This window comes from Bacillus sp. LH1 (assembly GCF_057924895.1).
Map to the genome: position 1 here is coordinate 2,778,954 of NZ_CM175007.1, position 24,228 is coordinate 2,803,181.

The following is a 24,228-nucleotide window of genomic DNA, read 5'->3' on the forward strand; positions in this document are numbered from 1 at the left end:
TGCTCTCCCTCATACTACTTATATTTGTTTATGTTCTTTTACGACTGCATTACCTTTTTGATTAAAACTAGTATGATATTCTACAACACTAATTTCACATCCAGGACCAATTGTGACGTTGTTCCCTCTTACAACTTCAGCAATCGTATGTTCTAAATAGATATCATCTCCTTCAACAATCGAAGTTTGGAGGTTTCCAGCATGACTAGTAAAAGGAATAAATCTCGTTTTTTTACGAACAGTAATCTTTTTGCCACCAATTTCTCTTACCTTACTGCCTTCATAACGAAGTGAGATTTGAATATTTTCAGCATTAAGTAATCCAGCACTTTCAAGACCACCAGTTAATGATAAATCTTCTACTTCAATATCTCCTTTTACATTTAAAGCACCTTTTACATCTACGAAATCACCTGAAAACTTTCCTGCAATATCTATCATACCTCTAACTTTTGTTTTTTCAATATGAGCATCACCATGAATTTGTGTATTACCATATACTTTTACATATTCCGCATCTACATTTCCTTGTACTTCGTTATCTCCATATACGACATAATTTTTCACTTTCACATTACCGCGTACATCACTCGTTCCGTACGTTTTAAACTCATTGCAACTCATATCATTCGTAATTGTTCCTTCACCGCGAATCTTCACTTTATTATAATCTCCGCCTGCTGAATTACCAGAACCATTTACTGTGAGACTATGTGGATGTTCCATATTGATTTCTCCCTTCCGTTAAACTTGCTTAATTTCTTTTACATTTGCATTTTTATCAACAGTAAGAACACCGGTATATTCAATCAGTTCAATCTCACAGTTTGCTCCTACTGTAACATTGTTTCCTCTTACCGTTCTTATGTGAGCATAATCAATATCGATATTGTCACCTTCTAATAGTTCAGCTTCTAACTGCAAGCCAAATACTGTTTTAAATAGCCTACTAAATGTACCTGATCTATGTCTTACTTTAATCGTTTGACCACCAATTTCTTTCGCTTGACATGTACCGTGAATATTTATATTAATTTCATCTGCGCTTAATAAACCACCGATTGTAAATTGTCCTTCTGAAGAAAAAGTATCCACTTCACAATTACCGTCAATTGTAGCTTGACCATTGACTTTAAATTCTTCACCAGTGACATTTCCACCTATCGTACCTTTTCCTGCAATTTTCAAACTGTTTGCTTTTACATTTTGCGTAATTGTTGCTTTTCCATCAATTCGCATCGTTTCAGCATGAACTGTGCCATCAACTTTACCAGATCCGCTAATTCGTGCACTGCTACTTTTCAAATCGCCAGTAACTGCACCGTAACCGTTACATTCAAATTGCTCACATTCAACATTTCCATTCACAGTTCCTTTTCCGTTTAATTGCACTTTATGAAACTCGCCACCATTCGATGAACCGTAACCATTTATAATCAAATTATCTGTACGCATACTTTCTCCTCCACTACAACAATTTAGTTTTTAATGCTTCGGTATATTTCATAATCGCTTCGCGTAAAACGATTTTGGTGCCTTTTTCAAAAATTAAATCGTCCACGTTTGAAACTAATAAACATGTAGAAATACCTAACTTTCGGACAATGATTAAGTCACAAGTTTTATGTTTCATTGCTTCATAATTTTCACGTAAAACTTGCAAGACCATTTTTCCTTCTTCTAAACTAATCTCTCCTGATTGTAGTAATTCTTCTAACATGTACACATAAAGAATGTCTACAAATTGAAACTCTGCTGTTTTATTCGTTTGTTCTATGAAAAATTGTAAAACTGGTTCTGATGCAATCCCCTTGCGTAAAATCTCTTCCTTTGTTAAAAGAATTTCTCTCACACTCGGTGAAAACATGTTCGCTAGTTCATCAAGTGATAAATCCTCTTTCATCGTTTGGATTTTATCGATACGCTCTAATATCTTTTCTTTCGGAAAAAATGTCTCTTGACCTGTAAACGTTGATTTTCGTACAAACCAATCTTCCGGAATTAAATTTTTTCTTTTCCACCTATATAACTGTCCGTATGAAATACCAGTTAGTTCTAATAAATCTTTTTTTGAAATTAAATCTGTACTCAACTGTATAACACTCCTTCCTGATAACAATGTAACATAACACTGTTACGCTGTAAATAGACTTTTATCACAAGTAGCGTAACAATGTGTAAAACAAACCTATTCTCACATACAAAAAGGCTCTTACACATCTTATGAAAATGTGCAAAAGCCCTTATATATCAAGATTTAAACCAAATATTATAAAAATCAATCCAACCTTGTGAATTAATCATTATATTTTGAACTTTTTCATGTGTACTTACCTCTTGTTTATTACGATATAAAGGAATAATATGAATTTGACGTAACAAAGTATCCTCGATATCGCGTAACAGTGTAACTCTTTTCTCTAATTCTTCTTGTCTAAAATAAGGAGACAACTTTTCATGAAAGTCCATGCTGCTTTGTCCATGAATAAAACTATTTTTTGTAAGAAACATATATAATAAACTATCTTCTATTCGTTCACTTATTGTGGCACTATCATGCATCATATCGGCCTTTTGTATCGTACTTACTTCCAATAGCTCTTCTATCTCAAGAAAATTATTTTCTACACGAATCCCGTACTTCGCACACTCTTTTTGTATCCATTGTGCATCTTCAACATGATCTCGTCCTGTAAATGTGTAGAGTTGTAGCACTTCACTATGATAAGTACTCCTTTTAATTAAACTTTCGATATCTTCGTCAATATCTACTATGCTTTCATTTGCTAATATTAGTTTCTTTGCCACTTCTCCACGTTCTCCGCCGAGTTCTTGAACGATTGTATAACCATGAATGATTTGATATAACGCTTTCCGAAATAACGCATCTTGCATTGGTCCTTCTTTCGTAAGATTACATGTTATATATGTCACGTTCGACTCAAGCCGGGACAATTCTTTATTATGTTTTTCTTTATCTTTATACTGCGCCTTTACTAAAACATCGTATGTACTTACACCTTGTTCTACATTCCACAACTCAATACGATCTAAAAAAGGTCTTTCACGAAAATATAAAGGATGTCCTTCTAAAATGAACAGATTTTCATTACTTTTATATAATTGAAAAGGCCCTGTTCCAATTAACCCTCCTGCTTCATCTTCATTCACGATAGAACACTGTTCTGCACTTAGCATATGTAAAAACATTCGATTTTCCGTATGTAATTGAATTTCGAAAACGTAGTCATCCACTGAACGGATATTTTCAACGTGTTGTAACATCCATGCGTGTGCATTATTTTCCAGCTTCATAAATCGATTCAACGAGTATATAACATCATGTGCAGTAAGTTGTTTTCCATTATGAAAGTGAACTCCTTTTCGTAAGTAAAACGTCCATATTTTTTCAGCGTCATTATATTCCCAGTGAAATGCAAGTCTTGGCTCTATAATGTTTGTATTACCGTCTACATACACGAGTGTGTCGAATATATGTTTTACCATATGGCATTCCGAACGCATTGTAGCGTATACAGGATCTAATGTGATATCTAAATTCATTTGTACTTGCAACCGGAGTACATCTCTTCTCCCTTCAGATGTCATTTCAACCTTATGACCAAATATTGAATCCACCCAGGAGTGATATTCTCCCTTTACCGATGGAAAATGTGAGCTATAGCGTTCCACAAATATGCTTCCGCTTTTCACATCCCCTTTTTTCGTTATTTCTTTTCCTCTATCTAAAATTAAAGACATCGGGTGCTTTTGAAATATTAACTTAGAACGATTTCCTCTGCCGCGACCTGGAAACCACTTAATCCAATTTAACTCATCTAATTTTTTTATAATTAATTTACTATTACGCTCTGTACAAAATAGTGTTCTAGATATATTTTGCACTGTTACTTCCAATCGTTCTCCCTCTTTTTTCCCTTTTCCATAAGCAATCCATAGTTCAATGTATTGATCTAAAATAAACATCATACTCCCCCTAAAAGGTGAAAAATACTCCCTATTGTTTCTACCCTTTTTCCAACTCTCCTTTCATCTTATCATTTCAATATAGAAAGGAGGAATTAATATTGAATTATCTCTTACTTCGTTACAATAAACCTATTTTCATTAGACTGTGCGGTGAATTATTAACCCGAACGACTGAATCTATGTTAGCTCTCATTATGATTATTTACGTCAATAAAATGTTAAACGGCAATGTAATAATAACTATGCTGATTTTCGGACTGCAGCCACTTTCAGACATTTTATTTACACTTATTGCTGGAGGAATTACTGATAAATATGGCCGAAAAAAGATTATGTTACTCGGATTATTACTACAAGGTGTTGCAATCGGTAGTTTCGTTTTCGCTCAATCCGTTTTTATATTTGCACTGTTATATGTTATTAATGGTATTGGCCGTTCCTTATACATTCCAGCTCAGCGTGCACAAATTGCTGATTTAACAAAACAAGAGCAGCAAGCAGAGATTTTTGCTCTCCTACAAACGATGGGAGCAATCGGATCCGTAGTCGGCCCTTTAATCGGTGCAAGTTTTTATAATACTCACCCAGAATATTTATTTATCGTGCAAAGTGTAACTCTTACGATATATGCTGTTGTTGTTTGGACCCAGCTCCCAGAAACTGTTCCACCTATAAGTAAGTCGAAACAAACAGTTGAGGCAAGTTCACCAAAGCAATTTGTTTTTAAACATTACGCCATATTCGGTCTTATGGTTTCTACACTTCCTATTAGCTTTTTTTATGCACAAACTGAGACGAATTATCGTATTTTTGCAGAACATGTATTTCCTAATCTCGTATTCATACTCGCATTTATTTCAACATGCAAAGCCATTTTGGAAATCATTCTACAAATCTTCCTCGTAAAATGGTCTGAACGATTTTCTATGGCGAAAATCATCCTTATTTCTTACGCCTGCTATACAATAGCTGCAGTTGGCTTTAGTTATTCAACGACGATATTGTCGTTATTCTTCACCTTACTCTTTTTAGTCATTGGAGAAAGTATTGCTCTAAACCATTTATTACGATTCGTTTCAGAAATTGCACCTCATGATAAACGTGGTTTATATTTTTCAATTTACGGTATACACTGGGATATATCTCGAACGTGTGGACCAGTTATTGGCGCAGTTATATTAAGTAAGTTAAATGGAAGTATGCTGTTTTATATTTGTGCTAGCTTCTTATTAGTTGGAGGTATTGTTCAAGCGCTATTTGTTCAAAGTTTGGAACGTAAAAAAATCGTGAACCATCCTACACATAATTTATAGGTTACTACTTTTTCAGTAGATCAACATTTCTTATTGGATAAATGCTAAAAAATAAAAGTGAAGTATTTCGCATATGAAAGTATGTTTTATATGACAGGAGACATTCCTTGTTTACAACTAAAAACACCTCACTTCAAGAAAGTGAGGTGTTTTTGAAATCACTTAATTTCTTATCCTGCCATTTTATTAATACTATCCTCTGGCGAAAATACGGAAATATGATCGACCTTACCAGTCGATTTTGGAATGACAAATTTCAATTCATACTGGTTATTTACTTTGTATACATATATTTTATCTTCACCATTCTCTTTAACTGAAGATGGTTTTCCTAATGCTTTTTCAATTTCTTGTAATGTAATCAATTTTAGTTCCGCATGATATGAGCGTACATCAAAAACTTGTGACCCTTTATTAAATCCGAAAACAACATTTTTATTTGTAAAAGTTGCGTACATTCCATTCCCTGTATATTCGGTTTTATTTGCTTTCCCCCACGCTTTTTCAATTTCTTCAATATCCCCTGTATGGGCTCCAAATGGCACATTAGGTACCTTTCCTTCTTTTGCTAGTTCAAACAAATCTTTAACGTGGTTAATTGATTTTTGATTAAGTATTCTATCTTTCGAATCTTGCTCAGCTGATGGTTTTGTTGTCTTTTCATTACTTGGTTTTGCTTCAAGATTTTTCTTTTCTTCTGAAGAATTACTTTGTTCATTTTTATGATTTTCCGAGGCTGGATTTGCTTCCTTTTTTTCGTCTGTCCCTTTACATGCTGCTAATGCAAATGTGCATGTAAAAGCAAGAAATAACATAACTATTTTGAAATATACTTTCATCATTTTTACCCCCTATTGTATTTTATTCATTTCGATAATCAACCGGATGCGAAGTATAGTATTAATTAAGGACTTCTAATTCTAAATCGTCACTTTCCCATAATTTAAAAAAACTTGGAATTATATTGTTAATCATCGTATTCATCTCCTTCTTTAAACCTTCTCTTCTCGATGATAATATCCTCTATCTATAACTTAAAACATGCTGTCACAACAGCTCCTTGAAACAAAAAAAACAGTAGGAAGTGATTACTCTTTTCCTACTGGTTGAAATGAAATTAAACGGTAAATCTTAGCTTCTTAAAAAATGTAGCGATAGTGTTTTTTACTGTTTCAAAATTATAAGCAAACGTGTTATCTCCACTTAATGATGAAATACATGTTAAACCTGCAGCTTTAATAAAAGCTTTTACATCTACAAGCATAGAATTAGCCTCCAAGAATTTAATTACAATCATTATAACAGGTGTTTTACGACGCTAACATGAAAGTAATAAATAAATTTCTATTATTAATTTATCCCGCTATTTGCTGGGCAGTAAGATCCCCACCTCAAAATTCAGCGGAAACAAAGAAGTTAGGTGGGGGCCCTGCTGCCCGTAAAAGCTAAATTGGTGAGGGCTGATAATCAGTGGGAATGAACAAAACCCCCACTGATTAAAATTTCACCTTATTTAGCTTACAGTACACCATTTCAATGTCATATAAAAAAGCTGCCCAAAAAGAGCAGCTTCAAATATGTATATTACACTTCAATTGATTTACCATCTTCAACAATATGATAAAGTAAATGCGCTAAATGATGAATTGGACCGTATTCTTCCTCTTCCTCATCTGTTTCGCCTTGGAATTCAAGATCGTTTAAGTATAGTGCTAAAAATTGATAGTATAGTTTTAAATCAAATCCGTAGCATGCAGTTGGTTCTTCATGATCCCCTTCATATTGTAACATTAAGTATTGATCATTTCCTTCTGCATCTTCTGCATCAAAGAATACGAAGAAGCCAACGTTTGTATCTAAATCAAATAAATGACGAGTACCTTTTTCAGTTGCTTTATTGAAGTCCTCTTCACTTAATTTATGTACTGTTGTCGCTTTTGCATTATCTTCTTGATGGAAATTTACTGTAAATGATTTCAATGCTGACACCTCCTGATTGTATAATACTAGCATAACATATAAAAAGGACTGCTTACAAATGTAAACAGTCCTTACATTCATTTTCGCATTGCTCGTAATAAGAAGCTTACGATGAAAATTAAAATGATCGCACCGATTAAAGCTGGAATAATTGCATATCCGCCAATGACTGGACCAAAACTACCAAGTAATTTCGAACCAACCCAAGAACCGATAATACCAGCAATAATATTACCAATTACACCACCAGGTACGTCCTTTCCAGTAATTAAGCTCGCAAGCCATCCTAATATACCACCGACGATTAAAGACCAAATCATATAATAACCTCCTTTACATTTCACCAATCAAAATATAATTAGAAACAATTGCTTACCATTAGTTATGTGACATTTTTCATAAGTTATTCATGTTGTTCAACTTTAAGATTTTTGAGAATAATACACACAGATTAAACCTTTTTTTGAACTAACGATTTATCCGACTTGTTATTACACACATTAAGAACAATCTGGCTTCAATATTGTTCGCATAAACTCTTCTTTAAAAGCTGCATAGTTAAAACCAACAGCAATTCTTTGAATCGGCCGATCATCAAACCTTGTTGGCTCAGCTATTTTTCTAAAGTCTGCTACACTTTGGCCCCTAGTCACATCATTTGTCGTACTAATCCACACTGCCGATTTTTTATATTCGAAAATACTGTCATTTATAAACGAGATAAACGGTAGTAAATCGTGTATAGGACTTCCACCAATACCCGGATATTCTTTTTTATAGAAATTCTCATAATAAAAATCAATCATTGGTTTAATGAGTTTCGCCTGTCCAGTTCCTTGTTTATCTATTATATTCGCCATTTCAGGCGTAATAAGCGCGCCCTGTGTTACATTTAACGGGTATATGCTAGCGTTTTTCGCATATTTCATAACAATATTTGCTGCAATTGGATCACCATAAAAATTCGCTTCAGATACTGGTGTAACATTACCTGGAAATAGGAAAGCGCCGCCCATTATATAATACGAACAAATACGATCCATTATATTTGGATACAATAAAAATAACGTAGCAAGCGTCGTTAGTCTCCCTGTCGCCACAATTATAATATCTTCTGGACAAGGTTCGATTAATTTGATTAATTCACAAAAATTTTCTCGTTTACAAATTCTCATCTCAGGTGGAATAATAGGACCTAAACCGTGATCCCCGTGGATTTCAGGGAAAAACAAAGGCTCTTCAGCTGTCATCGGTCTACTCGCACCTTCAATAATTTTCACTTGTGTAGCATAGTACCTTTCTAAAAAATAAACATTTTCCGTAACGATATCTCGTGATACATTCCCGTACTCAGCAACAATACCTAGAATATCTAATTTACATGTTTTATTTGCATAAATTAACGCTACGGCGTCATCAATACCAAAGTCTCCAAAAAAGATAATTTTCTTATTAACTATTCTCACCCCTCTTAAGCATAATCTACTATTATTATTATGTGAAAAAGACAAGGCGGTGAAACAGCGCAAACTAAAAAAGCCGCCTATTTATTGGCGACTTCAATCTTTTTATAAGACAAATATGCAAGTACATTTTTACTTGAATCGTATTTCGGGTTATTTCCTTTTCTCGGCTCTCTCAAATGTATCTTTTCAAATCCAGGAATGTCCGGCATTTTCTCCATAAATTCAAGCATTTCTTCCTCAGTACCTTCAATGCGTACACGAATCATTATATCTATTCCTCAATTCTCAGTTTCTCTGTACTAAGTATATCGTACTTCAGAAAGACTGCAACACATTTATCTTTTTAATGTTGTACTTTTTTTACATATAAACATAGCCATTTCAGTATAGAACGACTCTACTTTATTATTTTTAAATTGAATATTAAAATATCCCTTCATTTCGTTTGGTGCTTTCATCATACATTCTGTTAATTTTTCACGCTTTTGTAAAGGGACATCCATCATATTACACCACCAGTCAAAATCAAATTTCTTATCAAAAGTAAGACATGACTGCATTTGCAAACCGTTTTTTTCTAATAAAGTAAGCCATTCTGTCTTTTTTAGAGCTCGTTCATGACTTGGGTCTCGCTTTTTTTCTATAAAATTATAAAATGTATCATATTCATTATTTTCTGGCGAAACATTATCTATTAAGATGAATAATCCATTATCCTTCAATGTACGATTTACTTCATAAATAAATTGAGCCGGATTCGTAAAATGATGGGCTGCAATCCGGCATGTGATTGTATCAAAAAAATGGTCTGCAAATGGTAAATCCTCTGCGTTTCCTGCTACAAAAGATACATTTTCATGCCCATTCTGCTTTATAAAAACTTTTGCTTTTTCTAACATCTGTTCTGTTAAATCAAGTGCAACTACTTCTTCAAACATAGGTGCTAACATATTTGCCACATGTCCACCACCAGTAGCAACATCAAGAAGACGATTATTATGACGAGACTCAACTTGTTGAACTACATATTGTAAATCCAGTCCTTTAGCATGTACTTTACTATTTACATATTTATCTGCATTACTGCCAAACTGTTTTTTCACAAGCTCTTCTTTACTCATATTATCATCTTCTTTCTATTGTTATTTACATATACGACTCATATAATTATTACAATTCTCTTCATGTATTTTCAAATCCTCTTTTCATCTCACTTCTCATCACATTCCCTTATAATCAAAATAATATGATTATACGTTATTGCATTAAACAAAAAAGGCTACGGGAACTTTCCCCCTAACCTGACTAAATATTTACTACATTTTTATTTCTTCGTATATATCTATATAATATAAATCCTCTTTCAACTTCATAATAACATCTACTTCGTTATAAGTAGCCTCACGAGCATGTAAACCAAATTGATCCATACCAATCCATATCCACCCAGGTGTAAGATATAAAACATCTATATTAAAATAATCTAACTTAGTAAGCTCCGATGTAATAAATTTATCTTTATTAGCGATTTGTTTATCTATTAAACCATATTCTTTTCCATTTTCAAATAGCGATATAAATTTCCCTACAATCGGATGTTCACGAACAATAAAATGATATTCTTTTTCCTCTATATTTACCACAATCAAACGAGAAACAGATAAATCAAGCCCTGAATTCGACATATTTGTTTATTCACCTCCTTATATAGGCTTCTTAAATATGATAACAAACGAATATTCAAATTAAGTTAATATAATGTAAAAAATAAAAAAGCTGAATTCCCTTTAGAAATCAGCCTTTATAATTCGATCAACTTTATACTTTTACAAATTATTATAATGTTTCTTTTTCCTCATCATTTCCGGAAACTAAACTTCCTATAGCATCCGCTGTTACTTCCACTACAAACTCATAAATACCAGCTACAACTTCTCCAATTATTTCATCCATCTTTTTACCCCCTTATTTTATATAACTATTTGTAGTATAGAAGAAATTGGTAAATACAAACTATCGAAAAAGGTGACATAAACCTTACAGAATTGTAAGCTCTTTCCCCCCTTTGAAACTCGAAGTATTTTTAGCAGACAAATAGGCCATCATAATATGGGACAACTAATAATCCTGTCAAAGGAGGTGTTTAAAATGTACTATGTGAAATTAATTAAAGGTCAATCATTCTATGCTTTTGATCATCGTTTCTTAGTGTCTGAAGAAGAAGAAGTTTCCGAGAAAATTTATAATTACTTACGACGTAATGAATTTTTTGAAGTACGTAAAGAAGAATATTCTGCTTAATTACAAAAAGCATTAAGAAAAATATCATCTTATTTTGATATATTCTTGATGCTTTTATGTGAATTTCTTCTTTTCAATAATTGTTGTTGACTCTATTAAATAATCTAGTATTTGTCCAAGCTAATTCTTAACTATTTTTATATTCTAGTATATGAAAATAGTTAAGAATATGACTCATATCATTGATTACCAAGCTACTCAACCTATTAGTAAAACTGGTGAAACAACTTTTGCAATCCCCTCTTCTCCAAATAAAGCAATTTTAGCAAATTTGAAATTGAGAATTTCAAGTAGAGATTCACGTAATAATCGAGTAGAATTAATCGCTACAATTGGTGTAGAAGGAATAACTGGGACTTCACAAGTTTTATTCCGAATTTTCCGTGATAATATTGAAGTTTTTAATGCACAAGTAGGTATTGAATCTACAGATTCTGAACAATTTTACGTACAAACATTTCAAGCTATAGATCAAAACGTTAGCAGTGGAACACACGAATATTCATTAACTGTAGAAAACCTTACTAGTGGTGCTAGTGCAGAAGTTGTTGGTCCTCTATCTTTTAGCGCTTTAGCTATTGGAAAAGAGCAAAAATGTTGCTAAGTGAATCTAATATTTAATTTTGTACTTGAGAAAAGCGAGGCGTAGTTATACGTTCTTGCTTTTATATATATTCTTACTTTCTATTAGCTTTAATCATAAAATTTTTACGTTTTGATTCACTTATTTCAGCACTTAACACATCAAATTTTTGACAAATCAAAAAGATTGAAATCCACTTATGAAACACGTAATATAGACTCTGACTCTAAAAAAGTTCGTATAAAAACACTACATAAATAAGGAGGTTTTATATACGAGTTTTTCATTTTAAAAGACGGAGAGGTTTTAATGTTATGTGGCGTAATAAAAACGTTTGGATTGTTTTAATTGGGGAGTTTATTGCAGGTCTAGGATTATGGCTTGGTATTCTTGGGAACCTTGAATTTATGCAAAAATATGTCCCTTCTGATTTCATGAAATCAGTTATATTATTTATCGGACTATTAGCCGGTGTTCTAGTTGGACCTATGGCTGGCCGTGTCATCGATCAGTATGAAAAGAAAAAAGTTCTTCTTTACGCTGGGTTTGGTCGAGTTTTAAGTGTTATTTTCATGTTTTTTGCTATTCAATTTGAAAGTATCGCATTTATGATTGCATTTATGGTTGCTCTTCAAATTTCAGCAGCATTTTATTTCCCTGCATTACAATCTGTAATTCCACTCATCGTACGTGAGCATGAGTTATTACAAATGAACGGTGTACATATGAATGTTGGTACAATTGCTCGTATTGCAGGTACTTCACTAGGTGGAATTCTTTTAGTTGTGATGAGTTTACAGTACATGTATGCCTTCTCAATGGCAGCATACGCCTTATTATTCCTCTCGACTTTCTTCCTACAATTCGAAGACAAGAAATCAACAACACCAAGTAAACAAGCTGCAAAAGATAATAGCTTTATGGAAGTATTTCGTATTTTAAAAGGAATTCCTATTGCTTTTACAGCACTTATATTAAGTATCATCCCTCTATTATTTATAGCTGGGTTTAATTTAATGGTTATTAACATTAGCGAAATGCAACATGATCCTACGATTAAAGGGTTCATATATACAATTGAAGGTGTCGCATTTATGATAGGTGCCTTCGTAATTAAACGTCTATCTGATCATTTCAAACCTGAAAAATTACTATATTTCTTTGCAGTTTGTACTGCTTTTGCACATCTGTCATTGTTCTTTAGCGATATAAAATGGATGGCTCTTACATCATTTGGGTTGTTTGGGTTTAGTGTTGGCTGCTTCTTCCCTATTATGTCGACGATTTTCCAAACGAAAGTGGAAAAAAGTTATCACGGTCGCCTCTTCTCATTCCGTAATATGTTTGAGAGGGTTATGTTCCAAATCGTCTTACTTGGCACAGGCTTCTTCTTAGATACAATTGGGTTACAATATATGGTTCTCATCTTCGGAGTCGTTTCATTATTGATTATTTCTATTTCCCTCTCTAAGCAGAAACATTATGAAAAACAGCATTCGCAATCTGCGAATTTATAAAATAAACAAAGAAGTATGGATCTAATATTGGATCCATACTTCTTTGTTTTATAATACGCCTATTTATTACGTTTATTGAAATTACCTAAAGGAGTATCCTCCTTTAATTTCGAATAGATTATAAAAAGTACTCTTTATAAAAGGAGTGGTAAAATGTCTGATGGCATCGAAGTATTTATTGTCCTTCTCTTTGCAATTGCTCTGTTTAGCATCCTAAACTTTTTAGCCATTTCCTTATCTGGACATAGTTTTAAAAAAAGAATCGTGGCAGGTTTCATATTTTTACTACTGACTCCCATTATCTTTTTGACTATCGCAACATTTGCTTCTATATTCGATAAAGCAGGATTTGGCGCAGGTACGTTAGCCTTTATGATCGCAAGCGTATATATATTAAATGGAATAGTGATTCTGCTTTCCTCTTTATTTATGCTCAAAAAAGACATAACATAGGCTATGGTACTAGCATGAATCTGACTTTACACTAGATTCATGCTTATTTAATTTCTCCTAAATTTTTATATGAAATTAAATAATTCTTTAAAAAAATTTAAACTTTATTTATTATAATATCCCTATCGTATTCGCACGTTTATTCAAATTTAAAAGAAAGGAGCACAAAATGAAAAAGGTTCTACTTACAATTCCTATACTAATCATCCTACTTAGTGGATGCAGCAATAACGATATATACGGTTCTTGGGAAGTCGTTGACAATAAAAATGGTGAATGCCCTGTATATTATAAATTTGAAACAGTTGTCAAAAAAGAAAATAAAGAGGAAATTGTGCAAAATTTAGTAGAAATGCAAACAACAAAGAATAAAGACGATTTATATAAAGGCTCATTTGTCAAAAATTCTAATGTATATCACATTGATTATGGTAATTCATTTACATCGGACCAAACTTTAAAAGTTGCCGACGGTACACTAAATGTATACTTTTTGACAGCCGAAAAATTATGCACATATAAAAAGAAATGATTACATTTCAGAGGAGACGCAGAAAATATTTTCTGCGTTATTTCACTTTAGAAATCGGCCACAAAAATAGCCCTTGTTTTCGTATTCTTTTTCATTCAAAACATGAGAAATATACTTAATAAAAACTAGAGAATACCTTAAGTTATATAAAATGAATCCTATAATAGACATTTCAATTAACGCATCTACGCTATTTACATCGATACTTTTCAAAATAGGCTAATCCTTCCTCTAAATTTGTCAATCATTTTAATTTTCATAAAAAAATGATAAAATATAAACATGTGTTTTCAGAATAATTAAAAATGCAGAATGAAAGCACTGTTTTAGGAGGGGTTTTGATGACTTACACGTTAGCAACTAGAATGAAAGCATTCCAATCTTCTATATTTAGTCAATTAGGAGCCTATAAAAAAGAAAAAATTGCAGCAGGTCATAACATGATTGATTTGAGCATCGGAAATCCTGATATGCCGCCCGCTGATTTTGTAAGAGAAACAATGGTACATACAGCGAGTGAGAAAGAGAGCTACGGGTATACATTATCAGGTATTCAAGAATTTCACGAAGCTGTAACTGAATATTACAACAATACTCATAACGTTTTATTAAATGCGGATAAAGAAGTTTTATTATTAATGGGTTCACAAGACGGGCTCGTTCATTTACCTATGGTTTATGCAAATCCAGGTGATATTATATTAGTTCCTGATCCAGGATATACAGCTTATGAAACAGGTATTCAAATGGCTGGTGCAATATCTTACTACATGCCTTTAAAGAAAGAGAATGATTTCTTACCAGAATTAGAAGTCATCCCTGAAGAAATTGCCGATCAAGCGAAGATGATGATTTTAAACTTCCCAGGGAATCCCGTTCCAGCAATGGCTCATGAAGATTTCTTTAAAGAAGTAATCGCATTCGCGAAAAAGCATAATATTATCGTTGTCCATGATTTTGCTTATGCCGAATTTTATTTTGATGGTAATAAGCCAATTAGCTTCCTCTCTGTACCTGGTGCTAAAGAAGTTGGCGTAGAAATCAATTCTTTGTCAAAAAGTTATAGTTTAGCAGGTAGCCGTATTGGATATATGATTGGAAACGAAGAAATTGTTCGTGCACTTACTCAATTTAAATCTAATACCGATTACGGTGTATTTTTACCAATTCAAAAAGCGGCATGTGCTGCACTAAGAAACGGTGCTACGTTTTGTGAGAAAAACCGTGAAATTTATCAAGAACGTAGAGATACACTAATCGATGGATTCCGAACATTTGGCTGGAATGTCGATAAGCCAGCTGGTAGTATGTTTGTCTGGGCAGAAATTCCACAAGGATGGACTTCTCTAGACTTCGCTTATGCATTAATGGATCGTGCGAATGTCGTTGTTACACCTGGTCATGCATTTGGACCTCACGGAGAAGGCTTCGTACGTATTGCACTCGTTCAAGATAAAGAAGTGTTGCAACAAGTTGTTGAAAACATTAGAAATAGCGGCATTTTCGTCCTTGAAAAAGTAAATGAATTAGTTAAAAATTAATTCCGGCTCCCCTGCTTAACTTTAGCAGGGGTATTATTAATTGGAGGTACTTTCATATGCATATTAAAGACACACTTCCCCATCGTTATCCATTTTTAATGATTGATAAAGTAACAAATGTAAAACAAGATGAATTCGTTACAGGATATAAACTCATTACAAATAACGAATGGTTTATAAATGATAGTCACAAACATATGCCTCATATGTTAATTGTAGAAGCACTTGCTCAGCTTAGTGCATTTGTACATACAAGTGATTCTGAAGGACTAGGATTCCTCTCCTCTTTAGATGGAGTTGAATTCCACGGAAAAGCATATCCCGGTGATAAACTTGATTTACATTATGAGCTAACGCGCAATCGCCGAGGTTTTGTTCTTGGTAAAGGTATTGCAACTGTAAACGACCAGCCTATTGTAACTATAGAAAAACTATTAATATATCAAGCAGATTAAAGTGTTCCTTATATCAGTTGGAAATATCTATTCTCAACCGATTAAGTAAATAGGAAAACATATTACGTAGTTAGGAGCAGGAAAATGGGACGTACTATCGGTATCGATGCTGGAGGCACATTAACGAAAATAGCTTATTTTAACAAAAAAAAGCTATTAACTTTTGAAAAATTTTATTCGCATGAACAACATAAAATAATAGATTGGATTAAAAACAACAATGGCATAAAACAAATATGTATTACGGGGGGTAAATCGAAACTATTACAGCAACTGCTTACAGGTTCATATAAAATAATAGAGCTAAGCGAATTTGAAGCTACTCTTGCAGGTGTCCAATTCATATTAAAAGAAGAACAACATACTATAAACAATTTTATTTTAACCAATATCGGTACAGGTACTTCTATCCATTATGTTTATAATGAACAATATATTCGCGCTGGTGGAACCGGAGTTGGCGGTGGGACTATTATGGGACTTTCAAAATTGTTAACAAATATAGATCATTTTGAAGATGTAATCCCTCTAACAAAGGTAGGATCTAGAAAAGAACTAGATATTACGGTTGGAGATATTTATGGTGGTATTCTTTCCCCTATCGATAATAACTTAACTGCTAGTAACTTCGGAAAAGCAGCCATTACAGAATCAAATAATAGTAGCTCCGATATACTAGCTACTGTACAAGGACTTGTTGGTGAAGTCGTTACTGCATTAAGCCTTCAATTCGCTGAAACAAAAAACATTGAACATATTATTTATATTGGTTCGACTTTATGTAATAACGTACAACTTCAACATATTATTAGTAGCTACACCGAATATCAAAATAAAACACCAATCTTTTTACAAGATGGTGGTAATAGCGGTGCAATTGGTGCATTACTTCATGCTACGAAATAAAAAGCTGACTTTTGTCAGCTTTTTAGAAATGGCACTTCAAATTCAATAATTGATTCCCCGTTCTCTCCAATTCGCTCCACGCTTATTCTATCAATCACACAATTTAACTTCCCATGAAAACTAGGAATCTCCTTCACTACTTCAGCAGCTAATTCGGCACTTTCTTTTCTTCCGACTGTTACATGCGGGATGTACGGAATGTCTTCTTTCAAAAATTGTAATAAAGGTCCTGTATATAGAATATTATGTAGTTCCTCTATTTGTTCTTTCCCCTTTTCAACTCGTAAAAACAAATATTCTCTTTCACTTGTAATTTGATTCGTAAATTCAATTTCTATATTCTGTATCGGTTTTGATACATTTATAATATGTAATTTCAGCTCATCATTTGAAATCGAACTTTCAAATGGGAATACAATTGTAATATGCGGTGAAATTAATCCAAATAAAGGATCATGTTTTTGCCTAATGTCCTCGATTTCGCTAATGAACATGTTGTTTAGAAAAAGTAAAATTGTACGCATTTTTATCCCCTCAACTTTTCCTCATTATAATATGTATCATATTCTATGACAGCCTGCCCTTCAACAACTTGTTTTGCTTACCTCTAAAAATAAAAAAACTTCTCAAATGAGAAGTTTTCATATAGCATGATTATTATTTTCCCGCCAAACTTTTCTAAACTTATACTTTGAACTGTTCCACCACCGGGTAAATGATTAACAATTGCAACCACATCTGAATTATTACCAACGTATGTCCCAGTATATTTCTTAAAATCATCTGACCTAACATCATATATATCTTTTATTCTTTCCCCGTTAGAACAAGCCGTAATGAATAAAAAAATTGTTAGCATAACGATTATGTTATGATGCATATATTTCATTTAGCATCCCCCATTTTTATCGATATTTCGTTAATTACAATATTTACTTTCAAATCCCTTTTTAAATATACGCATTTTAATCAAAATTAAAAATTTTCATTTTTTATGTTTACAATTATCCATTAATTGTATATACTTACTAACGTAAGAAAAAAATTCTAAAAGGAGGTCGAAGGAAATGATGAAATTACAATTACATGCATTAACTTTAGCGTTAACTGCACCTGTGTTTTCTGGACAATTAAATATGAATTCGACCACCCTAATGGAGAATTGAAAATCGTAATTTATTTCATTTAATTCATAAATTCGCCACAGGAGGTCGTATACTTTCCTGTGGCTTTTTCACGCCCAGCCATAGGAGAACTGTATCTTCCTGTGGTTTTTTTGCGCGATTTTTTAGTCTCTTACATTATTTTTCTAAGAAAGGAGCAACATTCAATGACTATTAGCGTATTGTTTTTAAGTATTACGATTCAAAGAAATACAATTTCCAAAGATGAAATTCTTCATAATGAGCAAATTGAAAAAGCTATGAATGATGTTAAGGAGCGCCAAGCACTTTACTGTGATCACCTGTAATTCCTTTTCGAAAGGAGGAATTCATTTATGACTTTTCATATTTTCTTTTTTACGACTGTACTTCAAAAACATACTTTATCTGAAACTGAAATCAATCGTAAACAACAGTTAAAACAACTGACTGATAAAATAACTGACATTAAAAGTTCATACTACACTCAAATGTATTAAAAATATATTTTAAAGGGGTAATATATTCATGAAATTTAAAGCATTCTTTTTAACAATCACCATTCAAAAACGTAAGCTTTCACAGAAAGAGATTTTACGTGAACAACACATTCAAAACATTATGGACGAAGTAAAAGAGCGCCAATCTTCTTATTACACTCGTCTTTTCTAAATCACTTATAAAGGGGTAATTATTTTATGAAATTTAAAGTATTCTTTTTAACCATTACCATTCAAAAAAATAAATTTTCCGAGTCTGAAATGCTTCATGAGCGACAAATTAATCAGGCTATGGATTCTGTAAAAGAAAGACAAAGTCATTACTGTAGTCACCTGTAATTTCTTATTACACTCGTTTTTTCTAAATCACTTATAAAGGGGCAATTATTTTATGAAATTTAAAGTATTCTTTTTAACCATTACCATTCAAAAAAATAAATTTTCTGAGTCTGAAATGCTTCATGAACGTCAAATTAATCAGGCTATGAATTCTGTAAAAGAAAGACAAAGTCATTACTGTAGTCATCTGTAATTCCAATTCGAAAGGAGGAATTCACATATGAAGTTTCACCTTTTCTTTTTAACGATTACGATTCAAAAAGAAACAATATCTCAAAATGAATTAAAACAAGAAAGACAATATAAACAAGTTATTAATGAAATTCGAGATCGTAGAAGCAAATACTACACTCACCTTTAATCGTTTAACTATATGGAATTGAAAGGAGTCGATTATGATGTTGATAGCACGCTGTAAGGAAATGATTTGGATAGTTCAGAGGGATTCCACATAGTTTTATAGAGCTTATACCACACAAGTTTATCACTGAATTTGATGTATAAAAAATATATAATAAAATCAAATCAACCCACTTTTAATTATTTATAAACAAAAGAGATACACCACTTAAAAAGCGGTGTATCTTCCTCAGTTTTTACTATTTTCGGTTACTTCTCTTCGTCTTAAACAATCTCACTAAGTTCGAAACAACTGTTTTTGTTACTGCATAAACTGGTACTGCTAAAATCATTCCGATAATTCCCGCAAAGTTACCTACCCCTAAAATTAAAATAATAATTGTTAGTGGATGAATATTTAATTTCGAGCTCATAATACGTGGTGAAATAATATTACTTTCAAACTGTTGTACAATTGTTACGATAATAATTACGTATAAGGCTTGCATCGGAGATACGAACAGTCCTACAATAACAGCTGGTGCTGCCCCGATAAATGGACCTAAGTTAGGAATGATGTTTGTAAATGCTGCGATAATTCCTAAAACGAAAGCGTACGGTAAATCGATAATTAAATAACCGATAAAAGTAAACGCACCTACAAATATACAAACGAGCGCTTGCCCTTGAATATATGCAGATAATGTTTCGTTCGTTTCCTTAATGATACGAAGCCCCTCTTCACGGTAAGACTCTGGTAATAAACTTACCGCTTTTCCTGGAAAGGCATGTCCATCTTTAAACATGTAAAATAAAATGAACGGTACAGTAAATACAACTAATGCAACGTTCGTGATAATACCAAATAAAGCCGTTGCACTCGACGTAATTGTATTTGGTATATCTTTTAAGTATTCAATCGCATTTTTTTCAATTGTTTCAATGGAAACGTAGTTTTGTGTAGATAACCATTCAAACAACCTATGATGTGATAATTCTTGTATGTATACTTTTCCCTCTTTTATGTAGCCTGGCATATTTTTTACTAAGTCCATTAGCTGTTGTGAAATCGTAGGAACAACTACTCCAACGCCAACCGCAGTTAATGTTATGATAAAAAGATATAACAGCAATATCGCTAAATTTCTAGGTACTTTTTTATTCTCCAAAAAGATTAATACAGGATTAAATATGAAGTATAAAAAAAGCGCTATTAAGATTGGGAAAAATAATGTTGATATGAAGATACCAATCGGTTGAAATAAAAATGATATTTTTGTGCAAATAAATATGATTCCTACAACCATTAGCACTTCTAATGTCCAAAAGTGCACTTTTGATTTCAAAAAAACGGCCTCCTTTAAACTAGCACTTCTCTTCATTGTACCAAAATAAGTATGAATTTCACATAATATTTTCCTTTACAATATTCCAAAATACCGATAAATACACTACAATGAGATTACATACAAATTTGCAGGTAAAGGTGATAAAAATGACACAATGCATCATATGCAGAAAAGATACGAAAGAACTTAGTGAACAATATGTCATTCCAGAAATATTATGTGGATATTATTTCACAAACTCAATTTGTGATACTTGTCATGAACAAATGACAACAAATATTGATCGTCCTTTAATTAGGCATAAATTGAGTCAATTTAAGATTGAACAAATGAAAAGACAAATTGATTCCCCACTCTATACGAATGAGCACGGTGAGGAACTTGCGGCTGCTGAGACTGATGTTGTCGAAGTAAGCGACGAAATTCTTTATTCTAATGCATTAATTATGAAACTATGTAAAAAGCACGATATTTCCTTACATAATGAAATTTGGAAAGAGGAACGTGTAACGAAAGTAGCGAGTTCTATTCAACGGGAATTACTATTAGATAACCGTAAATATAAAATGAGTATATTAAAAATGGCTTATACATTCGCTGTACAAGCAGTTGATGGCTACTTTGAAGATCAAGATGCGATTGATATTTCTACCATTCTCTCAAATGCAGATTTCGTGGAACTAAAAGAAAAAAGTATTGTACGTGATTTAAGCAAAAGTTCTTTATGGAATACGTTAAATACAAGTAGTGAAAATCATTACTTTATTTTACTTAGCGATAAAGACGGTCTGTTTTGCTTCATTCGTTTGTTTGACATCTTTGATGTTGTCGTTCATTTATCAGAAAAAAGATTTGACCTTCCATCACCCATTGTCGGTGTAAATAATGTGAATACACAGAAATTTTATGTCCAAAGTTTAAAACAGTATATGGATGGGCTGTTCAAAGAAAAAGCACCTACTATATAATAGATGCCAGAACATACGGTCTCCTTTCTTGATGAAAAGACACTGTGTTATAATGAGTATGAAAAGAACAATACAATCACATAAACCAATTATAAATTGTATATAAATAAAAAAGACTAGTGTGCGGCTACACACTAGTCCATGTAACTTAGCAGATTGGATTGTTCATTTATCCTATTTGTTTCTTACAAACAAAACAACCCACATTCTATAGGCATAGGTGGGTTGTTATTTTTTGAGCTTGTCTATTAAAACGACGACGAACGTTAACAATGCAACGAGAAACAGTCCACCCTGCAGTAGCAACGCTATTTCACTCACGTATTATCACCCCCCTCCTACTCGGAGAAGTGATAATTGAACAACCAACCGCACCTTAAGTTACCCTTTGATTTTACCATATTTTCTAATAATTTACGATGAAAACCCGCAAGCGAATAACTTGCGGATTTTTTATACCCTATTAACAGGCAGTAAACAAAATGAAGCAATAAATAAGTGAAACTTTATTTCTCACTATTTTTTTAATGCATATGCATCAGCAATCATTTCACCAACAATTTTATTTTCTTCTTTCTTCTTGTCTTTCAATAATGGGAATAACAATTCTGCCACTTCATACGCTTCTTCTAAATGCGGATATCCTGATAAAACAAACGTATCAATTCCTAACGATTCATATTCTTTTATCCTTTCTGCTACTGTATGCGGATCGCCTACAAGTGCAGTACCTGCCCCACCTCTTACAAGTCCGATACCAGCCCATAAATTAGGGCTTATCTCTAACGACTCTCTCGTACCTTTATTTAAATGTGTCATCCGTTTTTGACCAACCGAATCATATCTTGCAAATGTCTTTTGAGCAAGCTCAATTGTTTCATTATCCACATATTGAATTAAACGTTCGGCCTCTTCCCATGCTTCTTCTTCTGTCTCTCTTACAATTACGTGTAATCTAATGCCAAATCGGACTGTACGCCCCTTCTCTTCTGCAAGTTTTCTTACTTCTTCTACTTTTTCTTTTACTTGCTCTGGCGGCTCTCCCCACGTTAAATATACATCACTATGTTCAGCTGCTACTTCTTTTCCAGCAGCTGATGATCCTCCGAAATATATAGGAGGATATGGCGTTTGAACTGGTGGGAATACAACTTTACTATCTGTAACTTGAATATGTTTTCCTTCTAAAGAGATCGTTTCACCTTGCAATGTCGATTTCCAAACTTTTAAAAATTCATCCGCTGCTTCATACCTTTCATCATGATTAAGATATAATCCATCTCCTTGTAGTTCAACTGGATCTCCTCCAGCTACTACATTAATAAGCAGTCTCCCATCTGAAATTCTATCAAATGTAGATGCCATCCTCGCTGCAACTGTAGGGGACATTAGTCCTGGTCTTACTGCTACTAAAAATTTTAGTTTTTCTGTTTCAGCAGCAAGAGCTGAAGCTAACACCCAAGGGTCTTCACATCCTTGACCAGTTGGAAGTAAAACACCCGTATATCCTAAATAATCAGCTGCCGCAGCAACTTGCTTATAATAACCATATTCAGCTGCTCTTCCTCGTTTTGTCGTTCCTAAATATCGACCATCTCCATAAGCCGGAATAAACCATAATAATTCCATGCCTTTACACACCCCTTATTTATTTTGAATCGTATACTAACACATTCTATATAAATTACCCCTAATAATTTATATGTTAATTCCCAGTCTCACCTTTAAAATTATCTCGCCATCTTAAAAACTTCGCTTCTAGTAAACGTACTAGAGAGTCAGAAAACTTCCCAACAAATGCAAAGATAATTATGCCGACAAATACGATATCTGTATTTGAAAATTGCCTTGCATCCATAATCATATAACCAATACCTTCTGTAGATCCCATAAGTTCTGCTACTACTAAACTCACCCATGCAACACCTAACGATAACCTTGCTCCTAGTAAAAGGTTAGGCAATGCAGATGGTAAAATGAGTTTCGTAATTAGTTTTCTTTTGCTAAACTCTAACACTCTCGCAACATCAAATAACTTTGAATCCACACCTCTAATACCTAAAAATGCGTTTACGTATAAAGGAAAAAATGCACCATCTGCAATTAATAACACTTTCGATGTTTCACCAAAACCGAACCATAATACGAAAAGTGGCGCAACAGCTAGATGAGGTACAGTTCTTAACATTTGCACAGATGGATCTAAATATTGCTCACTTCTCGTTGAAAATCCAACAATCGTTCCTAAAATGATTCCTAAGCCCCCACCAATAAAGAAACCAGCCGCAGCCCTGAATACACTAATACTTAAATGGCCGAATAACTCTCCTGTTTTAATAAGCTCTTGGAAAGCTAAAAAAATATCTAATGGTGTTGGTAAAACTGTTTTAGAAACAAGGCCGAATACGCCAGCTAACTGCCAAATTATTAATATAATAACCGGTATAGTAATCGCCCTTACTAAAACTTTTACATTTAACTTTCGCACATTCTTAACTCTGTTTTTCTCAATCGTTATACTCGCTGGTTTCATAACAGCTTTCGTATTTTCCAC

33 protein-coding genes and 1 pseudogene are annotated in these 24,228 nt (G+C 33.1%); 16 read left to right on the forward strand and 18 right to left on the reverse strand.

Going from position 1 to position 24,228, the window contains the following annotated elements; all coding sequences use genetic code 11:
- Positions 1-18 precede the first annotated feature (18 nt).
- The 4 genes from ACX9TM_RS14425 to ACX9TM_RS14440 form a co-directional block, all read right to left on the reverse strand.
- Positions 19-726, reverse strand: coding sequence for a cytoplasmic protein (locus ACX9TM_RS14425; protein WP_065382621.1), 708 nt, complete (start codon positions 724-726; stop codon positions 19-21).
- 18 nt (positions 727-744) lie between these two features.
- On the reverse strand, positions 745-1,455 hold the full coding sequence (locus tag ACX9TM_RS14430) for a bactofilin family protein (protein WP_063220341.1): 711 nt from the start codon (positions 1,453-1,455) through the stop codon (positions 745-747).
- A 13-nt stretch (positions 1,456-1,468) separates the two neighbouring features.
- Positions 1,469-2,092: a YhbD family protein gene (locus tag ACX9TM_RS14435; RefSeq protein ID WP_000102257.1), complete on the reverse strand. Its 624-nt coding sequence runs from the start codon at positions 2,090-2,092 to the stop codon at positions 1,469-1,471.
- A gap of 158 nt (positions 2,093-2,250) precedes the next feature.
- Positions 2,251-3,987, reverse strand: coding sequence for an ABC transporter substrate-binding protein (locus ACX9TM_RS14440; protein ID WP_000470210.1), 1,737 nt, complete (start codon positions 3,985-3,987; stop codon positions 2,251-2,253).
- Positions 3,988-4,088: 101 nt separating this feature from the next.
- On the opposite strand from ACX9TM_RS14440, the gene ACX9TM_RS14445 reads away from it, so the two are divergent.
- The gene (locus tag ACX9TM_RS14445) at positions 4,089-5,303 is read left to right on the forward strand and encodes an MDR family MFS transporter (protein WP_001108464.1); all 1,215 of its coding nucleotides are present in this window, start codon (positions 4,089-4,091) and stop codon (positions 5,301-5,303) included.
- Between the two features lie 170 nt (positions 5,304-5,473).
- On the opposite strand, the gene ACX9TM_RS14450 is transcribed toward ACX9TM_RS14445, so the two are convergent.
- The 8 genes from ACX9TM_RS14450 to ACX9TM_RS14485 form a co-directional block, all read right to left on the reverse strand.
- Positions 5,474-6,145 (reverse strand): YjgB family protein, encoded by a 672-nt coding sequence (locus ACX9TM_RS14450; protein WP_011110177.1) that lies wholly within the window; start codon positions 6,143-6,145, stop codon positions 5,474-5,476.
- A 275-nt stretch (positions 6,146-6,420) separates the two neighbouring features.
- Positions 6,421-6,567, reverse strand: coding sequence for a hypothetical protein (locus tag ACX9TM_RS14455; protein ID WP_000959548.1), 147 nt, complete (start codon positions 6,565-6,567; stop codon positions 6,421-6,423).
- A 320-nt stretch (positions 6,568-6,887) separates the two neighbouring features.
- Entirely contained in the window at positions 6,888-7,283 is a 396-nt protein-coding gene (locus tag ACX9TM_RS14460; protein ID WP_000834883.1) for a hypothetical protein, read from the reverse strand.
- Positions 7,284-7,360: 77 nt separating this feature from the next.
- Complete coding sequence (locus tag ACX9TM_RS14465) at positions 7,361-7,603, reverse strand: GlsB/YeaQ/YmgE family stress response membrane protein (RefSeq protein ID WP_000638306.1); 243 nt, start codon at positions 7,601-7,603, stop codon at positions 7,361-7,363.
- A 180-nt stretch (positions 7,604-7,783) separates the two neighbouring features.
- Positions 7,784-8,749, reverse strand: coding sequence for a nucleoside hydrolase (locus tag ACX9TM_RS14470; protein ID WP_001223682.1), 966 nt, complete (start codon positions 8,747-8,749; stop codon positions 7,784-7,786).
- A 77-nt stretch (positions 8,750-8,826) separates the two neighbouring features.
- Positions 8,827-9,015, reverse strand: coding sequence for a DUF3970 family protein (locus ACX9TM_RS14475; RefSeq protein WP_000621877.1), 189 nt, complete (start codon positions 9,013-9,015; stop codon positions 8,827-8,829).
- 69 nt (positions 9,016-9,084) lie between these two features.
- Positions 9,085-9,870: a class I SAM-dependent methyltransferase gene (locus ACX9TM_RS14480; RefSeq protein WP_000031317.1), complete on the reverse strand. Its 786-nt coding sequence runs from the start codon at positions 9,868-9,870 to the stop codon at positions 9,085-9,087.
- A gap of 195 nt (positions 9,871-10,065) precedes the next feature.
- A complete protein-coding gene (locus ACX9TM_RS14485) occupies positions 10,066-10,434 on the reverse strand; it encodes a hypothetical protein (protein WP_000071475.1) in 369 nt (122 codons plus the stop codon).
- A gap of 463 nt (positions 10,435-10,897) precedes the next feature.
- Here ACX9TM_RS14485 and ACX9TM_RS14490 point away from each other — a divergent pair, with 463 nt between their 5' ends.
- From ACX9TM_RS14490 to coaW, 8 genes are all read left to right on the forward strand, one after another.
- Entirely contained in the window at positions 10,898-11,050 is a 153-nt protein-coding gene (locus tag ACX9TM_RS14490; protein WP_000291905.1) for a YqbF domain-containing protein, read from the forward strand.
- A 169-nt stretch (positions 11,051-11,219) separates the two neighbouring features.
- Positions 11,220-11,654: an exosporium protein ExsC gene (gene exsC, locus ACX9TM_RS14495; RefSeq protein WP_000148808.1), complete on the forward strand. Its 435-nt coding sequence runs from the start codon at positions 11,220-11,222 to the stop codon at positions 11,652-11,654.
- Positions 11,655-11,947: 293 nt separating this feature from the next.
- Positions 11,948-13,150, forward strand: coding sequence for an MFS transporter (locus ACX9TM_RS14500; protein ID WP_000269258.1), 1,203 nt, complete (start codon positions 11,948-11,950; stop codon positions 13,148-13,150).
- A 153-nt stretch (positions 13,151-13,303) separates the two neighbouring features.
- Positions 13,304-13,603 (forward strand): hypothetical protein, encoded by a 300-nt coding sequence (locus tag ACX9TM_RS14505; protein WP_001279463.1) that lies wholly within the window; start codon positions 13,304-13,306, stop codon positions 13,601-13,603.
- Between the two features lie 169 nt (positions 13,604-13,772).
- On the forward strand, positions 13,773-14,135 hold the full coding sequence (locus ACX9TM_RS14510) for a hypothetical protein (RefSeq protein WP_000757022.1): 363 nt from the start codon (positions 13,773-13,775) through the stop codon (positions 14,133-14,135).
- A 341-nt stretch (positions 14,136-14,476) separates the two neighbouring features.
- A complete protein-coding gene (locus ACX9TM_RS14515; protein ID WP_139256941.1) occupies positions 14,477-15,676 on the forward strand; it encodes an LL-diaminopimelate aminotransferase in 1,200 nt (399 codons plus the stop codon).
- A gap of 56 nt (positions 15,677-15,732) precedes the next feature.
- Entirely contained in the window at positions 15,733-16,131 is a 399-nt protein-coding gene (locus tag ACX9TM_RS14520) for a 3-hydroxyacyl-ACP dehydratase FabZ family protein (RefSeq protein ID WP_000547649.1), read from the forward strand.
- 84 nt (positions 16,132-16,215) lie between these two features.
- Positions 16,216-17,037, forward strand: coding sequence for a type II pantothenate kinase (coaW, locus tag ACX9TM_RS14525; RefSeq protein WP_065382571.1), 822 nt, complete (start codon positions 16,216-16,218; stop codon positions 17,035-17,037).
- A gap of 14 nt (positions 17,038-17,051) precedes the next feature.
- On the opposite strand, the gene ACX9TM_RS14530 is transcribed toward coaW, so the two are convergent.
- Positions 17,052-17,561, reverse strand: a complete 510-nt coding sequence (locus tag ACX9TM_RS14530) for a 2'-5' RNA ligase family protein (RefSeq protein WP_001259199.1) — start codon at positions 17,559-17,561, stop codon at positions 17,052-17,054.
- Between the two features lie 134 nt (positions 17,562-17,695).
- Positions 17,696-17,926: pseudogene (locus tag ACX9TM_RS14535) on the reverse strand (DUF4825 domain-containing protein); the annotation flags it as partial.
- Between the two features lie 441 nt (positions 17,927-18,367).
- On the opposite strand from ACX9TM_RS14535, the gene ACX9TM_RS14540 reads away from it, so the two are divergent.
- Genes ACX9TM_RS14540 through ACX9TM_RS14565 form a run of 6 tightly spaced genes read left to right on the forward strand, consistent with a single transcriptional unit; the run spans position 18,368 to position 19,379 of the window.
- The gene (locus ACX9TM_RS14540) at positions 18,368-18,508 is read left to right on the forward strand and encodes a YrzI family small protein (RefSeq protein ID WP_000156193.1); all 141 of its coding nucleotides are present in this window, start codon (positions 18,368-18,370) and stop codon (positions 18,506-18,508) included.
- 27 nt (positions 18,509-18,535) lie between these two features.
- Positions 18,536-18,679, forward strand: a complete 144-nt coding sequence (locus ACX9TM_RS14545) for a YrzI family small protein (RefSeq protein WP_000142712.1) — start codon at positions 18,536-18,538, stop codon at positions 18,677-18,679.
- A 28-nt stretch (positions 18,680-18,707) separates the two neighbouring features.
- Complete coding sequence (locus ACX9TM_RS14550) at positions 18,708-18,851, forward strand: YrzI family small protein (RefSeq protein ID WP_000668963.1); 144 nt, start codon at positions 18,708-18,710, stop codon at positions 18,849-18,851.
- A gap of 26 nt (positions 18,852-18,877) precedes the next feature.
- The gene (locus ACX9TM_RS14555; protein WP_000669805.1) at positions 18,878-19,018 is read left to right on the forward strand and encodes a YrzI family small protein; all 141 of its coding nucleotides are present in this window, start codon (positions 18,878-18,880) and stop codon (positions 19,016-19,018) included.
- Between the two features lie 52 nt (positions 19,019-19,070).
- Positions 19,071-19,211 carry a YrzI family small protein gene (locus ACX9TM_RS14560; RefSeq protein WP_000669806.1) on the forward strand — a complete coding sequence of 47 codons (141 nt, stop codon included), beginning with the start codon at positions 19,071-19,073 and terminating at the stop codon, positions 19,209-19,211.
- A gap of 27 nt (positions 19,212-19,238) precedes the next feature.
- Entirely contained in the window at positions 19,239-19,379 is a 141-nt protein-coding gene (locus tag ACX9TM_RS14565) for a YrzI family small protein (RefSeq protein ID WP_000668498.1), read from the forward strand.
- A gap of 238 nt (positions 19,380-19,617) precedes the next feature.
- Here ACX9TM_RS14565 and ACX9TM_RS14570 read toward each other — a convergent pair whose 3' ends face one another.
- A complete protein-coding gene (locus tag ACX9TM_RS14570; protein ID WP_000837892.1) occupies positions 19,618-20,703 on the reverse strand; it encodes an AI-2E family transporter in 1,086 nt (361 codons plus the stop codon).
- A 149-nt stretch (positions 20,704-20,852) separates the two neighbouring features.
- On the opposite strand from ACX9TM_RS14570, the gene ACX9TM_RS14575 reads away from it, so the two are divergent.
- On the forward strand, positions 20,853-21,674 hold the full coding sequence (locus ACX9TM_RS14575) for an HNH endonuclease (RefSeq protein WP_000189709.1): 822 nt from the start codon (positions 20,853-20,855) through the stop codon (positions 21,672-21,674).
- Positions 21,675-21,902: 228 nt separating this feature from the next.
- Here ACX9TM_RS14575 and ACX9TM_RS14580 read toward each other — a convergent pair whose 3' ends face one another.
- The 3 genes from ACX9TM_RS14580 to ACX9TM_RS14590 form a co-directional block, all read right to left on the reverse strand.
- The gene (locus ACX9TM_RS14580) at positions 21,903-21,995 is read right to left on the reverse strand and encodes a putative holin-like toxin (RefSeq protein ID WP_001289320.1); all 93 of its coding nucleotides are present in this window, start codon (positions 21,993-21,995) and stop codon (positions 21,903-21,905) included.
- A gap of 195 nt (positions 21,996-22,190) precedes the next feature.
- Entirely contained in the window at positions 22,191-23,303 is a 1,113-nt protein-coding gene (gene ssuD / locus ACX9TM_RS14585; RefSeq protein ID WP_000422255.1) for an FMNH2-dependent alkanesulfonate monooxygenase, read from the reverse strand.
- A 76-nt stretch (positions 23,304-23,379) separates the two neighbouring features.
- Positions 23,380-24,228 (reverse strand): ABC transporter permease, encoded by an 849-nt coding sequence (locus ACX9TM_RS14590; RefSeq protein ID WP_000432128.1) that lies wholly within the window; start codon positions 24,226-24,228, stop codon positions 23,380-23,382.

What these genes read in the sequence shown, in the direction of transcription:
- ACX9TM_RS14425 (WP_065382621.1), bottom strand. Translation starts at nt 726, where the DNA reads ATGGAACATCCACATAGTCTCACAGTAAATGGTTCTGGTAATTCAGCA.
- ACX9TM_RS14430 (WP_063220341.1), bottom strand. Translation starts at nt 1,455, where the DNA reads ATGCGTACAGATAATTTGATTATAAATGGTTACGGTTCATCGAATGGT.
- ACX9TM_RS14440 (WP_000470210.1), bottom strand. Translation starts at nt 3,987, where the DNA reads ATGTTTATTTTAGATCAATACATTGAACTATGGATTGCTTATGGAAAA.
- ACX9TM_RS14450 (WP_011110177.1), bottom strand. Translation starts at nt 6,145, where the DNA reads ATGATGAAAGTATATTTCAAAATAGTTATGTTATTTCTTGCTTTTACA.
- ACX9TM_RS14455 (WP_000959548.1), bottom strand. Translation starts at nt 6,567, where the DNA reads ATGCTTGTAGATGTAAAAGCTTTTATTAAAGCTGCAGGTTTAACATGT.
- ACX9TM_RS14465 (WP_000638306.1), bottom strand. Translation starts at nt 7,603, where the DNA reads ATGATTTGGTCTTTAATCGTCGGTGGTATATTAGGATGGCTTGCGAGC.
- ACX9TM_RS14475 (WP_000621877.1), bottom strand. Translation starts at nt 9,015, where the DNA reads ATGATTCGTGTACGCATTGAAGGTACTGAGGAAGAAATGCTTGAATTT.
- ACX9TM_RS14480 (WP_000031317.1), bottom strand. Translation starts at nt 9,870, where the DNA reads ATGAGTAAAGAAGAGCTTGTGAAAAAACAGTTTGGCAGTAATGCAGAT.
- ACX9TM_RS14485 (WP_000071475.1), bottom strand. Translation starts at nt 10,434, where the DNA reads ATGTCGAATTCAGGGCTTGATTTATCTGTTTCTCGTTTGATTGTGGTA.
- ACX9TM_RS14490 (WP_000291905.1), top strand. Translation starts at nt 10,898, where the DNA reads ATGTACTATGTGAAATTAATTAAAGGTCAATCATTCTATGCTTTTGAT.
- exsC (WP_000148808.1), top strand. Translation starts at nt 11,220, where the DNA reads ATGACTCATATCATTGATTACCAAGCTACTCAACCTATTAGTAAAACT.
- ACX9TM_RS14500 (WP_000269258.1), top strand. Translation starts at nt 11,948, where the DNA reads ATGTGGCGTAATAAAAACGTTTGGATTGTTTTAATTGGGGAGTTTATT.
- ACX9TM_RS14505 (WP_001279463.1), top strand. Translation starts at nt 13,304, where the DNA reads ATGTCTGATGGCATCGAAGTATTTATTGTCCTTCTCTTTGCAATTGCT.
- ACX9TM_RS14510 (WP_000757022.1), top strand. Translation starts at nt 13,773, where the DNA reads ATGAAAAAGGTTCTACTTACAATTCCTATACTAATCATCCTACTTAGT.
- ACX9TM_RS14515 (WP_139256941.1), top strand. Translation starts at nt 14,477, where the DNA reads ATGACTTACACGTTAGCAACTAGAATGAAAGCATTCCAATCTTCTATA.
- ACX9TM_RS14520 (WP_000547649.1), top strand. Translation starts at nt 15,733, where the DNA reads ATGCATATTAAAGACACACTTCCCCATCGTTATCCATTTTTAATGATT.
- coaW (WP_065382571.1), top strand. Translation starts at nt 16,216, where the DNA reads ATGGGACGTACTATCGGTATCGATGCTGGAGGCACATTAACGAAAATA.
- ACX9TM_RS14530 (WP_001259199.1), bottom strand. Translation starts at nt 17,561, where the DNA reads ATGCGTACAATTTTACTTTTTCTAAACAACATGTTCATTAGCGAAATC.
- ACX9TM_RS14540 (WP_000156193.1), top strand. Translation starts at nt 18,368, where the DNA reads ATGACTATTAGCGTATTGTTTTTAAGTATTACGATTCAAAGAAATACA.
- ACX9TM_RS14545 (WP_000142712.1), top strand. Translation starts at nt 18,536, where the DNA reads ATGACTTTTCATATTTTCTTTTTTACGACTGTACTTCAAAAACATACT.
- ACX9TM_RS14550 (WP_000668963.1), top strand. Translation starts at nt 18,708, where the DNA reads ATGAAATTTAAAGCATTCTTTTTAACAATCACCATTCAAAAACGTAAG.
- ACX9TM_RS14555 (WP_000669805.1), top strand. Translation starts at nt 18,878, where the DNA reads ATGAAATTTAAAGTATTCTTTTTAACCATTACCATTCAAAAAAATAAA.
- ACX9TM_RS14560 (WP_000669806.1), top strand. Translation starts at nt 19,071, where the DNA reads ATGAAATTTAAAGTATTCTTTTTAACCATTACCATTCAAAAAAATAAA.
- ACX9TM_RS14565 (WP_000668498.1), top strand. Translation starts at nt 19,239, where the DNA reads ATGAAGTTTCACCTTTTCTTTTTAACGATTACGATTCAAAAAGAAACA.
- ACX9TM_RS14575 (WP_000189709.1), top strand. Translation starts at nt 20,853, where the DNA reads ATGACACAATGCATCATATGCAGAAAAGATACGAAAGAACTTAGTGAA.
- ssuD (WP_000422255.1), bottom strand. Translation starts at nt 23,303, where the DNA reads ATGGAATTATTATGGTTTATTCCGGCTTATGGAGATGGTCGATATTTA.